Origin of the sequence: Timaviella obliquedivisa GSE-PSE-MK23-08B (assembly GCA_019358855.1) — a bacterium.
GTDB lineage: Bacteria > Cyanobacteriota > Cyanobacteriia > Elainellales > Elainellaceae > Timaviella > Timaviella obliquedivisa.
In genome coordinates this window covers 168,468-182,965 of the sequence record JAHHII010000001.1, presented here as the reverse complement: position 1 = coordinate 182,965, position 14,498 = coordinate 168,468, and the positions used below count along the sequence as shown (strand labels likewise).

Genomic DNA, 14,498 nt, shown 5'->3' with positions numbered 1-14,498 from the left:
ACGGAAAATTAATTAGTTCGCAAATTGATGTGTAAAAATTAACTTTTTTACAATGACCTTGTGCAAAAATTAACTGCTAATAGAGCTATCTAAATTTCGCCTGTATATTCTTTATGACCTTTCAAAAAAGAAGTTCCTCTGTATTGACGTTGGCTCTGCTGCTTTCAGTTGCAGGAGTGCCCAAAGCTTTAGCAAATCGTCTGCCTCTGTTGACGAGTCCGCTCTTAGCGCAATCTACCCCTCCTTTCCCACTGCAACCTTCGGTGTCGCCTGAGACAACCGTCAAAATTGAGGGTTCTACTAGCATGACGATCGCCAATACTGCGCTTAAACAAAAGTTTGAGAGTCAGTATGCAGGAACAACGGTTGATGTGAAATACACCGGAACTGATGAAGGCATTCAGGCTTTGTTAGCTGGCAACGTTGACTTAGCGGCGATCGGTCGTCCTTTGACCGATGCTGAAAAGGCTCAGGGGTTGGTAGAAATTCCCGTGAGTCGCAACAAAATTGCGATCTTGGTGGGTGAAGAGAATGCTTTTCAAGGCAGTTTAACGACCTCACAATTTGCCCAAATTTTCCGTGGCGAAATTACAGACTGGTCACAAGTGGGAGGCGCTCCCGGTGCTATTCGAGTGGTCGATCGCCCTGTTTCCAGCGATACTCGCACCGCCTTCAGCCGCTATCCTGTCTTTAAGAACCGCCCGTTTGAGTCGGCAACCAGCGCTGTCAAGCTTACTGATGATACGACAGCAACGGTCTTAAAAGAATTAGGCTCAGATGGAATTGGCTACGCGATCGCCAACCCAAACGCTAGCCCAGAAGATTATCCAGGCGCGCGCATTGTACCGATGCACGATGTTCTGCCCTCTGACCAACGCTATCCTTTTTCCCAACCGCTTGCGTATGTCTATCAGGGCACTGCACCCAGCCCAGCAGCAGCCACGTTCTTGGGTCTGGCAACGGCTGCCATAGGACAAGCCGCCATCGGATCGGCACAGGCTGCTGCGATCGCATCTGACCCCGCAACCAATTCAGGGGCTTCCCCAGCAGCAGGAACTTCCCCAGCAGATCAGCCTCTAGTAGCCTCTGTCACTCCTGATCCCAATGCTGTTGCCACTCCTGACCCAAATACTGACCCAAATACTGTTGTCACCCAGGCACCTGCGCCCGTCGCCACCCTACCTCCCGATTCGGCAGACACACCATCCTGGTTAGGATGGTTGCTATTACCCTTACTGGGCTTGTTGCTGGGATGGTGGCTTAAGCGCCGCCGCACCTCGGTTCAGGCAACGACCTCTCCGTTACCTACAGAGTCAGTCAGTGTGGAACCTCCTCCTAACACAACTGATGGAGCGGGTTTGGCAGAAAGAGCCGGATCGGTTATTTCTGCCGATCGGGTGGCAATTAATGGTGTGAATGGTGGAAATCATCCAGAAACATCGACGACTCAGTCTTCAACAAGTGAGCCTTTGACAAGCGAGCCTTTGACAAGCGAGCCTTTGACAAGCGAGCCTTTGACAAGCGAGCCTTCAGGAGAGGTGCCTGCAAGTGAGGAATCTCAGAGGTTTGGAGTCAGTGGGTTAGCAATGGGTGCAGCGGCTGGAGCCGCTGCGATCGCGGGTCTGTCGGCAATTCCTCGAAGAGATGTCCCTGTTGAAGCGAATCCTTGGGACGACGAAGCACCTCTGCCTGAAGAGTCTACGCCTGAGGCAGTGGTAGTAGAGACTGAAGGATCTGCGCAAGCGCCTTTAGTAGAAGCGTCCGTGGGACAAGAGCCTAAAGTAGAAGAACCTGTATCACCCGTAGTGCAGGAGCCTGTTGTGCAGGAGCCTATAGCTGAGGTTCCCATTGAGATGGAAACGTCAGCAGCAGAAGCTTCTGTTCCAACACCTATTGAAGAATCTGCAAGTGAAGAACCTCTTTGGAATACTGACTTGGCGGATGTAACGGGCGTGGCGGGTGCGGCGATCGCAGGAGCCGCTATTACTTCTCGTTTTACACCGTCCTCTCCATCACCGTCCTCTCCATCACCGTCCTCTCTATCACCGTCCTCTCAATCAGTCCAGCCCCCTTCAGCCACCCTAGACGATGCTCAATCTGCTGTCGAAGCTGCCAGGTTTGACGTGGGGCAAAACGACTTAACCCGCGAAGAACTAGCAGCAGTTGATGTAGGTCTGCCTGACCTGCCCGATGGCTATGGTGAAAGCCAGATTGTTCTGATCCCTCGTGATCCTCATTGGGCTTATGCCTACTGGGATGTGCCTCAGTCGCACCGGGAAGAAGTGCGGCGGCAAGGCGGTACACGGTTGGCGTTACGGCTTTATGATGTGACCGATATTGACCTGACGGTGACCAATTCTCACAGCTTGCAGCAGTTTGAGTGCGAAGAGTTTGCGCGCGATTGGTACTTGCCAGTGCCTGTAAGCGATCGCGATTATCGAGCCGAGATTGGTTATCTGACTGCCGATGGTCAGTGGTTGTTGCTGGCGCGATCGCTCCCCATCCGCATTCCACCTGTCTATCCTTCCGATTGGGTGGATGATCAGGAAATAACCCTGAATTGGGATGACACTCTTAAAGACAAAACCTTCTTAGAACTCTCTCCTCCTAGAAGCAGCCGCACTTTCCAAACCATTCCCACCACCTATCACTTAGCTCAGGCTGCCGAGGCTCAGCGGGTCGCAGGCTCTATCTTTGGCTCTGTGCAACAGGTTCCCTCGGTTAGCTCATTTGTCACACAGTCAGGCGTTGGCATGTCGGGAGTGGGGATGTCTGGGGTTGGAATTGGGATGGGCATGTCGGGAGTAGGGATGTCTGGGGTTGGAATTGGAATGGGCATGTCGGGAGTAGGGATGTCGGGGATTGGAATCGGGATGGGCATGTCAGGAGTGGGGATGTCTGGGGTTGGAATCGGAATGGGCATGTCAGGAGTAGGGATGTCGGGGGTTGGAATCGGAATGGGCATGTCAGGAGTAGGGATGTCGGGGGTTGGAATCGGAATGGGCATGTCGGGAGTAGGGATGTCAGGTATTGGGATGATGTCAGGGCAGAATATGTCGGGGATTGGCATGTCAGGAATTGGCATGATGTCGGGGATTGGCTTTGCCTCTATTCCACCTATTCGTCCTCGCCAGTTCTGGCTGGTAGCCGATGCCGAACTCATCGTTTACGGTGCCACTGAACCAGATGCAAAGTTAACCATTGGCGGTCAGCCGATTCAACTTAACCCAGATGGCACCTTCCGAATTCAACTATCCTTCCAAGATGGCGTTTTAGATTTCCCAATCATGGCGATCGCCGCCGATGGCGAACAGAATCGCTCTGTCCATCTCAACTTCAAACGTGAAACTCCTTCCCGCAATACCAATACGAAGGAAGAAGCACAAGACGAGTGGGGTAACTGGGGAATTTAAGGAACATCTATGGAAAGCAGTGAATCTTCTGGAATTGATCCGATGTAGCGCCCCTCATCGGCTAAAACGACAACTAGACGGAGCGCCCAGTCTGGTTCGACCTGATGCAGATCTGCCCAAGGCAAGGCAATCTCTAGGCAGGTGTTGAAAGCAACCTGGGCGCGAGTGGGGCGTGAGTGCCACTGATAATTCTCGACGGCTTCTTGAAACCAGGTTGATTGAGTTGTGAGATGAACACCCAGATGGTGGTGGAATAGATAGCTGACAGGTAGTTCGTCGGGCAGTTCGGCGATCGGGGCGGGACTATTCTTCATCTGGCGATCGGGATAAAACCAAAGCAGATGAAGCTCAGGCGGAAAATCGGCTCCGGGCTTGGCTCCAGGCTTAAAGTCCAGGCGCAAATACAGGTTGAGGTGATCGACCCCATACCAGAGGCGCTGAACAGTGCTGCTTTGGTGCATCGTGCCCCGAGTACCGCCAATATCAATGCGCCCGGCTTTATCCCAATCTTGCTCATTGCCATTGCCATCCACGATAGGGTGAATGAAGCCGCTAGGGTTGTGAGCACCTTGGGCGGTGTGAACTTCTATAGGGCGACGAATTTCGACAGGGACAGGTTCATTCAGAGATTCGTACAAAGCCGCCAAATGTTCGCGGAATAGCTGGTCGAACATGGCATCTTGGTTAGAGCTATGCCCCACTCCAAACCACCAGAACCAGTCCGAGCCTTCTGCGGCATACAACGCTTCCCAGGCATCAGGATTATTTTCTTCAGTGGCTTCGGGATGGTTGGCTAATACTTGGCGAGCAGTGGTTAGCAGATCCCAGGCGCGATTCTTGGCGGGATCACCAATCCAAGTCGTAAAGTTGCCATCGACCCAAGAGCCGCTGTGGAGGCGATCGCTCGGCAGGGTCACGGTTGCCGGAAATTTCTCAATAAACTCTGAAACCGTCACTAGTTCAACAGTGTCATGGTCGCTCAACTTTTGGTAGAGCGATTCTAAAAACGGCTTACCATCTTGCGCATAATATTCCCAGCAGTTTTCGCCATCCAGGGCGATCGTTACCAGCCAAGGATTTTCTAAAACCGTGCTTTGTTCAAGCTGATGATGTTTCAGAGAACGGGCGATCGATTCTAAATGTCCTACCAAATCTGCTGCTGCCTTCTGCGGCTCCATAGCGCTGTAGGTAAAGCCTACTAGGTCAGACAAGCGGTGGTCGCGGAAGACGATCGACAAATCACCGTTGGGCGTGTTGAGACGATACGGACGGTAAAGCAACTCTGGATCTTCGACAGTCCCCGACCCATCTCGATGGAAGAAATGCTGCGTCGTCCAGCCCAAAACCGCCTCATCAGAACACAGCCATTGGAAACCCTGTTCCGCAACATAGGGCAAAATAATCGGGCTAACCGACTGTTCAGAAGGCCATAGCCCCCTAGGGTTGCAGCCGAATCGCTCTTGGTACATAACCTTGGCTTTGCTCAAATGCCGAGGAATATCCTCCTCCCATTGAAAGCGCTGCTGGGGCAAGGTCATATTGGGTACTGCCACTCGTCCAGCATTAGTATCGGCTAACAGCGGCAGAATGGGGTGAGTATAAGGAGTCGTAGTGACCTCAAGCTGTCCTGTTTCTTGCATCAGGCGATGTTGAGGAATGATGCGGCTGAGGATTTCGCGTTGCTTGGAATAAATGCGCTGGCGATCGCTCAAGTTAAACCCTTTACCCTGCTCTAGCCATTGAGCAATTTCTGGGTCATGCCAAAATAGGGGATCAATCCACGCCAAGTTGTGCCAAGCCAGCAGATCTCCAAAATCCTGCAAAGTCCAATTCTCTAAACACCAATCCTGACCTTTATCTTGCCGCTGATTGTACAGTTCGGCATAGCGCGGATGGGGCGCAATCAACGTCCGATAATTAGCATCAAAAAAATGTTCAACAATAAACCGTCGTTGCTGCCGCTCTAACATCTCTGTCGGCATCAACGCCAATGATAGGTAGGGATCAAACGCTGTTCCTGCTACATAATCTTCAATTTGCATCATCAACGAAGGCACCAAATTTACCGTTTGGTGCAACTTCGGATACCGCTCCAACATCAGCACCAAATCTAAATAATCCTTCGTACCATGCAATCGCACCCAAGGAAGGCGATATTCTCCCGCTAGGCGGCTCTTGTAAAGCGGCTGATGCTGATGCCAAATGAAAGCGACATAAAGAGGATGCGGCATGAGTCAAGATCAAGAAAAACGACAAAAATCTGGTCATAACTTGGCGAAAAGCGATCGCTGCCGAATCACTCAGGCGATCGCTGGGCGATCGCTGGGCGATCGTCATCCGCTATGGAAAATCGCAGGAGCAGCACCCCTATGCGTACCTCAAACTGCCATAATTAGGGAGTTGCAATTAAATAACGCCCTGAACCGCCTTCTAAATCCCCCATTCTGGGGGACTTTGAAAGGTTCGGAAGTCCTGCTCCAGAATGGGGGATTTAGGGGGCTGAAAAGTCAATGCATTTCACTGGTGTTTTATTTTCACGCAACTCCCTTAGCAAAAAATAAGCAGGAAAAACCTTAAGTTCTCCCTGCTCTAAACTCTACAGTTCCAGTATCACCCAGTGACCTAGAACCCAGATATCTTAAGATTCCTTAAAAAACTTGTTCAACCTCAGCAATCTCAGGGATCGTTTCCCGTAGCTTCCGCTCAATCCCCATTCGCAACGTCATTGCCGAACTTGGACAAGAGCCGCAAGCGCCCTGAAGCCGTAGCTTTACGATTGGACCTTCCAACTCCACCAATTCCACGTTGCCACCATCTGAAATCAGGTAGGGGCGCATTTCATCCAAAACCTTTTCCACGTTTTCAGACGTGAGTTCCAATGTTTGCATAGTTCACCTTGCAGAAAATCGCGTTACATCAATTGTAGGTTATATCTAGAACAGCCGTTTATATCTAGAACAGCCGTTTATCTACAGCAGCCGTAATACCCGCCTTAAACGATCGCAGGCTGAAGCAAGCGAACATTGGAGAAGCTGTACTCGTGAGTTACGTCTTCTCCATTTTGAGTTGAGCAAATGAGTCGCTTGGTCAAAATGTAGTAATCTCCTACTTTTTCGTAGGTATCTTCAAAGTCACTTTCGCCCTTAGCTTCGCCTGTTGCCGCATCGTGGTAAGCCGAGTCATAGCGGTGAGAAAGGTAGCCTTCGCCCGTTTTGTGGCTAGTGTAGGTGTTAATGGTCACGACAACATTGCCAATGTGGCGATGAACTAAGCACACTTCGTTATCGCGGACTTTGTAGCGATCGCCCATCGCCTTTCCTTCTACAAATATTTCTACAGCGCCCGTTTTATCAGTTTCGCCTAGCTTGAATACATTTTGTCCGTGGGTTTGCTCAAAGGTGCGCCGCACGCGATGAACCCCAATTTCCCAAGCCTGCTCAGCAATCTCTTTTTTAGCTTGCTCATCAGCTACATTCGTGACCTCTGCCTTCATTCCATCAGCAGGTAGGCGCACTTGCCCGGTATAAACCTCATCTCCTCGCTTCAAGCTCACATCGGCAGTATAGCCTGGAAAGTTATGATCCCAGGTATAGCGGTTTTCGTAAGCCGCCCGAAAAATCTCACGGGCTTGGTCATTTCCCTTTGCTTCTGTCATAGTCTTCCTTAAATTGCATCTGCCTTAATTGCGTCACCTTCTAGTTTAGATATAAAAGCCACGAATCAAAGGCAAAAGTTGGGCGGCTACTACGCCACCTAAAAAACCAAACAGATGTCCTTCCCAGGAAATGCTGCGATCGTCACTTGGCATGATGCCGGGCAGCATCCACCAGTAGAAAATGCCCACTGCCAGTGATAAAACTAGCGCCGTCAAGTCTTGGTCAAAAAAACTGCCAAACAGCAAAAAGCCAAAGTAGCCGAAGATGACCCCGCTGCCGCCGATGTGGTTAGCCGATCGCCCAAATAGCCATACGCCCAGCCCTTCAGCCAATGCCACAATCATCGTAACGATGACAAAATCAGCGGAACCCCGATAGAGAACCATCCACCCCAGCACAAAGAAAACCAGAGAGTTTCCTAACAAATGCACGATACTGCTGTGCAGAAATGGACTAAAGACAATGCCCAGCAATCCAACCAAGGTTCTAGGGCGCAGCCCAAACCAATGGAGCGCATTGCCTAGAAAAACCCAGTTAATCAGGTTCAAGCCCCAAGTTACGATTAAAATATCGTGTAGTACAGTAGTACGATATCCTAAACCACTAAGGTCATTGTTTGGAGAGGTAAGACTGCCGAGCAAAGGATTTGCCAGCGCTGATTGTTCTAACACAATGTCACCCCTAGATAATAAAAGAATTGGTATTTCTACAGTGTAGAGATGCCCAATGAGTGGATAGATGCCTTGTGTAATGCGGGTTCTTCTTGCTCCTGTAGGGTTTACTATCTTTGGCGCGATCGCGCTTGCTCTTTTAGCTTCAGCCACTGAAGATCGTCAGGCTGAATCTGAAGCGCCTTATTAAACGCAATCACTGCCTGTTCATAGCGTTGCAGATTTAGCAAAGCTTTACCCTTTGCTCCCCACGCTTCAGCAGAGTTGCGATAAAGCGCGATCCCTTTGTCTAATGCATTCAGCGCTTCAGCAGAGCGTCCCAGGGCTTGCAAAGTCATACCCAGTCTTACCCAACCAGGGGCAAACTCTGGCTTGCGTTCCGTCACTTCTTCATAGAGCTTGAGCGCCTCAAATTGCCGTTTCTGAAGGAAGAGGGCATTACCCTTGCTCCAAAGAGCTTGAGAGTAGTTGGGCTTGTATGCCAGAGCATCGTTGCAAAAAACGATCGCCTCATCAGGACGGTTGAGATGATTGAGTGCTTCACATCGTCCTGCATTCGCCTCAGGGGAGTCGGCTTTAAGGGCAAGCGACTTGTCGTACAGCTTCAACGAGGCAGCGGACTCGCCTGCCTGCATTTTTAGATTGGCTTGTTTTAAGAATTCGATCGCTTGCTCTTCGGGTGTCAGCGCGTCCTTATCAGTCTGAGCGAGCGCATCAGGCGTTTGGGCGGGGTTCAAAAACTGCTCGCTCCAGTTGGGCACAAACAGTTGGGCTAGGGTGTAAGCAAGACCCAACAGGGCGATCGCTCCAAGCCCAATCCAAGCCTGTTGCCGCCGATGATCGTTATCCTCAGCCATCATAGACGTAGCATCAGATCCAGCGCTAGCGCCCATTGCTCTAGCAACCCTAGTAGAGACAGTGCTAGGGCGCGATCGACCGATCGCGTGGGTGGTTAAATGCGTTAAATCAGAGCGCTCCATGACACCACTCTCTGAACTGGCTGTCAGCCAAATGGCAGTGGCTGGAGATTCGTCGTCTTGTCCCTGTGGCTCTACCGACTTGCCCCTAGAGGCTCTCCCAGTAGAGCCGTTTTTAGATTGAAACTGAGTCAAGTTTTGCAAAACAGTTGCCGAATTCAACCTGCCTGCCGTCTTGGGCACTGCCGATGCTGGCAGCGGCAACGTTTCTAGAGTTTCTAGGACTTCTAAGGCTTCCAGAGCTTCTAGAGCGTCGAGATAACGCGATCGAAAGTCATAGTTGACCATGCGATCGAGCACTGCCCTTAAGGCAGGACTAACCTGAGCCACTCGATGATGCCAGGCAATTTCGCCTTGAGTATCTTCCTCAAAGTGCCGAGGATGTACCCCAGTCAGTGCCTGGATGCCTAGAATGCCTACAGCGTAGATATCACTGCTAAAGCGAGGCTTGCCTGCCAACTGCTCACTGGGCATGTATCCTTTCGTGCCGATCGAAATCGTGACATTCGTGAGCCCGCTTTCTGCATCGATCGCTTCTAGCGTGCCAACCTGCTTAACCGCTCCAAAATCAATCAGTTCGATGCGATCGTCTTTTTTACGGCGAATCAAATTAGACGGCTTGATGTCGCGGTGAATCACTTGCTGTTGATGAACAAAGCTGAGGATATGAAGAATCTCCTTCAGCAGATTGATCACGTAGTCTTCTGACCAAACCTTTCCTTCAGTTAACTCTTCAGTTAAAGAATTGCCTTCGATAAACTCTTGAGCCAAATAAAACTCTTTGTCTTGCTCAAAGTGAGCCAGCAACCGAGGGATTTGCTCGTGGATGCCAAGCTGATAGAGAACTTTTGCCTCAGTGTTGAAGCAGCGTCTCGCCATTTGAAGGGTATTGTCGTTGCTGATCTCGGGCTTAAGCTGCTTCAGCACACAAACAGGATGCCCTGGCAAATGCAGATCTTCTGCCAGAAAAGTCTGACCAAATCCACCTGCACCGAGATGGCTAATAATTTTGTAACGTCCGCCCAGAGGAATTTCTGAACTGCTTTGGGGCAATGAGAGACTCATGTTTACATTGGCTTCATCAAATTTCTTCTATCCATCAAGCCCTGGATGGGTTTAGAGTCTTTGCCTGAGACTGACACGTATGCTTACCAGCATGGATCGTAGATGCACTATGTACTCTATCACCCCTCCAGATTCCTCACCAGCAATGCGATGCTCTGATTAACCAGTATTTACACTTAATCCTAGTTCGACTTTTGTATCTTGGGCTGCCTTGTGATAAAAATCAATGGGGCGATCGCCCCTTAGGTTTCTTAAGACCTTGATTTATGAAAACCTTTTATAGACAGCCCTAATGACCCAAGACCACAGGTGTTTTAAGATGCAACTGTAGAAATTCTTAATTCTCTAGAAAGGAATTAATTTGTGAGTTCTGTATTGACCTCATTTACAGGTCGTCGTCTTAACTCAACAGACTCAGTGCGAGGCAGCAGGTTAAACACTTCCCGAAACGCATCATCAACTTGCTCAAACGGCAGCACACCCTCAGCATCTAGCACCACCTTACCTGATTGGTCGAGCAGAACAGTTTGGGGCAAATAGCCCTTGTAGTAATAGCCTGCTTCAGTGGGCGCATAGCTAGACTTGAGCGGGATCGCATCAACAATCACTGGAATAAAGTTAGCCTCCCGACCGTAGAAGGAGTCCAGGTAGGAGACAACAGAAACATATTTCTTGCAATCGCTACTGTCATCCGCATAAAAAACCAGCAATGCGGGTCTATGCTCCCGCAAAGTTTCAACTAGGCTAACTCTAGGGGGAACTAGAGAGCCATTGCCTGCATATAGGGGGAAAATATTGCCATCGAAGTGATCATCGGTCAGGACTGCCCCGGCAGGAAAGCTGATGAAGAGAAAGCTGAGGAAAAGGGCGACGCTGAGGGCGATCGCGGTTTGCCAAATAGACCTAATTCTTGAAAACACCATCGGACTCGTTAAGGATTTCTGTAAGAGAACTGCTCTTGCCATTATCCCTGACATCTGTGCCCTCGGGTTCTTCGGGTCTTATTCTTCTGTAAGTTTTAGCTCTGGAAGGTTCCACAGCGAGCCGCCCAAAGCAGAGAACTTAACACCCTGCACGCGATCGCGCACTGCCGACAACAAGAGCGGATTGACCAAATAGATGAACGGCACCTGCGCCTGTGCCTGCCGCTGAATTTGGGCATAAATTTCTTTGCGCTTTTCGTCAATTAGCTGCTGCCCACCCTGAATGTAAAGGCGACCAATTTCGGTTTCCCAGTCTGCAACTTGGCGACCTTCAACAGGCGCTTGTCCCGGTGCAGGAATTTGATTAAAAAAGTGCAGCCGCCCATTGGGCGACCAAACGTTTCTACCACCATCTGGCTCAGTTCCGGCTCCACCCAACCCCATGATGATGGCTTCCCAATCGAGAGTATTACTCATCTTATCGACCAGGGTATTGAACGCGATCGGCTGAAAATCAACCTGGATGCCAATTTTTGCCAGGTCAGATTTAATCTGCGACCCTGTGGCTTCTCGCACTTTATTGCCTGCATTGGTTGCCATGGTGAAGCGCACCCGATTGCCTTCAGCATCGACAAGCTGGCTAGCAGCATTGTATTTGAAGCCTGCCCCCAAAAGCAGTTCCTTGGCTTTGCTGGGGTTGTAGTCGTAGGTGGGCAAACCCTTTTCCGGCGGGAAATAGTAGGGGCTTTGAATGTAGATGGGCGAATGCTGGGGCACGCCTAAACCCTGGTAGATGTTGTTAATGAGGCTAGGGCGATCGATAGCGTGGGCGATCGCCTTACGAAAGTCCAGCGTGTTAAACCAACGGGATTTAATCGGCTCAATCAGAGGCTTGCCGTTACGCTTGCCTTGGTTAAGGTTGAACGTCACAAACAAAGAACTCAGCGCCGGGCCCCCATTAGAAATCTTGAATTTTCCTCGTTTCTCCTCCCGCTTCATCAGCGCAAAATACTCAGGGGTAATGGATTCTACATCAGACCCACCTGCCCGAAACTGACTAAGAGAAGCATCAGTAGACTCAATCACCTGCACCACATACTGATCAATGTAGGGCAACTGCTGACCCTGGGGATCTTTTTTCCAATAATAAGGGTTGCGCTCAAACATCAGGCGCTGTCCGGGTTCATAGCTTTTCAACACGTAAGCGCCATTGCCCACTAGTTGTTTCGGATCAGTGTCGGTTCCCCAAACTGAGGCAACCAACGGTACGCCTTCGTCATCCACTTGAGTCACATATTTTTCTAAGGCGTGTTTGGGCAAAACACTGCCGCCTGCAAATCGGAGGAGTGGGGCAAAGGGTTCAGGAGAGATAAATTCTACGCGGCGATCGTCCACTTGACGCACAATTGGGAACAGCCCTTTCTCGCCAATGCGAAATAAATCAACCGAGCTATTAGGAATTTTTTCGTTAAATAGAATTTTGTTGTAGTAAAACACGACATCATCCACGGTCATAGGCACGCCATCCGACCATTTCAGCCCTTCCCGCAGCTTGTAGGTAATGGTGCGCTGATCAGGCGAAATTTCCCAAGATTCTGCTAATCCTGGCTCTAACTTGCCCGTGACTCCATTGGTAGAAAGCAGCCCATCAAACAGCATTCCTGTTACTTCATTCGATTCGGTGATGGGGTTGAAGGATTTGGGATCGCTGAGGGTGCTAACGACTAGCCGAGATGCCTGTGCCGATCGGGTGCGAAAGTTGCTGATGTCGCAGGCAGTGAGGGGCAAGGTGAGAAGACAAAGAAGAATGAGGGCGATCGCCTGTTGCCAACCTAAATATTGCCACCTGAGGCGCAGCCTAAGAAATACAGAACCCATTATGAAAAACCCTCGTCAATGCAGAAGTATCTATTTTAATTTGCCACCTTCAACTCATACAGATTCCAGAAGGCTCCACTAGAGGGAGAGAACTTGATATTTTGAATGCGATCGCGGACTGCATCCAAGCTCAGAGGGTTAACCAGATGGATAAACGGCAGTTGTTCTTGAGCAATTTGTTGATACTTGTTATAGAATACTGTTCGCTTGCTATCGTCTAGCTCTCGGGCACCTGCGGCAAAGAGGCGATCGATCTCCTGCTCCCACTTGCTCGTTTCCCAGCCGCTAATAGGTGGCTCTCCAGGTTCGGGACCCTGGTTAAATTGATGAGCCGAACCATTGACTCTCCAGATGTTAGAACCGCTGTGCGGGTCAGCACCGCCCCCGCCAAAACCCCCAACATAACACTCCCAGTTGCGACTCATCAGCCTTTTAAGAACCGAGTTAAATGCCAAAATTTGCAAGTCAACCTTCATGCCCAGTTGGGTCAGATCTTGCTGAATCTGTGCCGCAGCGCTGACCCGCGATTTTTCCTCAGACTTCACCAGTAGTACAAACTGCACGCGGTTACCCAACTGATCCAACAATTCACCTTTAGCATTCGTCTGAAAGCCAGCGTCCTTTAAAAGTTTTTTAGATAACTCTGGATCGTAATCATAAGCCTTACCCCCCTTTTCTGGAGACAGGTAAAAAGGATTCTTGCTATCAAGGGGAGAGTTTTGTAAGTCACCAATACCCTGATAAATGCTAGTTCTCATCCGTTCCCGATCGATCCCATGAGCAACTGCCTTGCGAAAAGCCAGATTGTTAAACCACTGCGAGTGAATCGGGTCTACAAAGGGTTGTCCTTTAGCATTTTTTGCCTTATTAAGATTGAAGGTAATAAACCGAGAACCAGTTTCGGGCCCTGCATTGTAGATCTGATACTTGCCGCGTTTCTCCTCTTGTTTCATCAATTGGAAAGACTCAGGCTTAACAGAGAACTCATCTAAATCCCCTGAGCGAAAGCTCAATAACTGCCCGTCTTCTGAACCCACGATCTGGGTCACAATTCGCTCAATGTAAGGCTGGGGCTGTCCTGCTGCGTCTTTGCGCCAGTAGTAGGGGTTTCGCCGAAAAATCACCCGCTGCCCCGAGGTGTAGCTCTCCATGACGTAAGGGCCGTTGGCAATAATTTTTCGGGGGTCGGTATCGGTGCCCCACGTAGAAAGGTACTTTAGGTTGCCCTTACTGTCCTGTTGCTGAGTAGACTCTCGCAAAATGTGGGCAGGGAGGATCGGCAGTCCGCCTACATTTCTTAAAAAAGGCGCAAAGGGTTCTGGCACTCTAAACTCAACGCGCTGCTGATCAATTTGCCGAAGAGTGGGTAACGCGCCATTGTCGCCTACTTGCAAAATATCTCTAACCGACGTTGGAATCTTGGGGTTAAGATATACTTCTTGAAAGGAGAACATCACATCGTCTGCCGTCAAAGGCTGTCCATCCGACCATTGCAGCCCATTTTTTAGGGTAAACTCAACTCGCAGCTTATCGTCCGAAATTTTCCAAGATTCTGCCAGAACTGGCTCTAGTTCGCGGGTCAGTCCGTTTTCGCGTAGTAACCCCTCGTAAAGGTAGCCGTAGACAAATAGGCTGAACAATGAGTCATTGAGAGGATAGTTAAAGGTGGAAGGATCACTAGGACTGGCAAAGACCAACTGAGGCATGCGGGCGGCGGCAGTACGAATGCTGAGATTACAGCCTGTCAACGCGATCGCCATCCCTATTACAACTGCTATGATTCCTACACTTAGCTTGCCTTTGAAGCTCCTTAACAAATCAAAGCCCATCTTTTCTTTCCTATCCAGTTCTCCTGAATAATAGAGCAGACGGGCTTTAAGCCTTCAATAATTCTTGATCTGTTCATGATCCATTG

General features: G+C 49.9%; 10 protein-coding genes. 2 read left to right on the top strand and 8 right to left on the bottom strand.

All coding sequences use genetic code 11. The features are described 5' to 3' along the window. Positions 1-113: 113 nt before the first annotated feature. Positions 114-3,413, top strand: coding sequence for a DUF4912 domain-containing protein (locus tag KME11_00830; GenBank protein MBW4513751.1), 3,300 nt, complete (start codon positions 114-116; stop codon positions 3,411-3,413). Here KME11_00830 and KME11_00825 read toward each other — a convergent pair. Further along, positions 3,410-5,644 carry a glycoside hydrolase gene (locus tag KME11_00825; protein MBW4513750.1) on the bottom strand — a complete coding sequence of 745 codons (2,235 nt, stop codon included), beginning with the start codon at positions 5,642-5,644 and terminating at the stop codon, positions 3,410-3,412. The genes KME11_00830 and KME11_00825 overlap by 4 nt on opposite strands. Between KME11_00825 and KME11_00820 the strand changes: the two genes are divergently transcribed. Further along, complete coding sequence (locus KME11_00820; protein MBW4513749.1) at positions 5,643-5,990, top strand: hypothetical protein; 348 nt, start codon at positions 5,643-5,645, stop codon at positions 5,988-5,990. The genes KME11_00825 and KME11_00820 overlap by 2 nt on opposite strands. A 71-nt stretch (positions 5,991-6,061) precedes the next feature. On the opposite strand, the gene KME11_00815 is transcribed toward KME11_00820, so the two are convergent. The 7 genes from KME11_00815 to KME11_00785 all read right to left on the bottom strand — a co-directional run bounded on the left by KME11_00815 (position 6,062) and on the right by KME11_00785 (position 14,412). Further along, positions 6,062-6,301, bottom strand: a complete 240-nt coding sequence (locus tag KME11_00815) for a NifU family protein (GenBank protein MBW4513748.1) — start codon at positions 6,299-6,301, stop codon at positions 6,062-6,064. A 104-nt stretch (positions 6,302-6,405) separates the two neighbouring features. Continuing rightward, positions 6,406-7,068 carry a DUF3386 domain-containing protein gene (locus KME11_00810; protein MBW4513747.1) on the bottom strand — a complete coding sequence of 221 codons (663 nt, stop codon included), beginning with the start codon at positions 7,066-7,068 and terminating at the stop codon, positions 6,406-6,408. Between the two features lie 45 nt (positions 7,069-7,113). After that, positions 7,114-7,638, bottom strand: coding sequence for a rhomboid family intramembrane serine protease (locus tag KME11_00805; protein ID MBW4513746.1), 525 nt, complete (start codon positions 7,636-7,638; stop codon positions 7,114-7,116). A 212-nt stretch (positions 7,639-7,850) separates the two neighbouring features. Beyond that, positions 7,851-9,782, bottom strand: a complete 1,932-nt coding sequence (locus tag KME11_00800) for a tetratricopeptide repeat protein (protein ID MBW4513745.1) — start codon at positions 9,780-9,782, stop codon at positions 7,851-7,853. A 356-nt stretch (positions 9,783-10,138) separates the two neighbouring features. Beyond that, positions 10,139-10,705: a thylakoid membrane photosystem I accumulation factor gene (locus tag KME11_00795; GenBank protein ID MBW4513744.1), complete on the bottom strand. Its 567-nt coding sequence runs from the start codon at positions 10,703-10,705 to the stop codon at positions 10,139-10,141. Between the two features lie 78 nt (positions 10,706-10,783). Further along, positions 10,784-12,583: an ABC transporter substrate-binding protein gene (locus tag KME11_00790; protein MBW4513743.1), complete on the bottom strand. Its 1,800-nt coding sequence runs from the start codon at positions 12,581-12,583 to the stop codon at positions 10,784-10,786. Positions 12,584-12,618: 35 nt separating this feature from the next. Then, entirely contained in the window at positions 12,619-14,412 is a 1,794-nt protein-coding gene (locus KME11_00785) for an ABC transporter substrate-binding protein (GenBank protein MBW4513742.1), read from the bottom strand. Between the last annotated feature and the right edge of the window lie 86 nt (positions 14,413-14,498).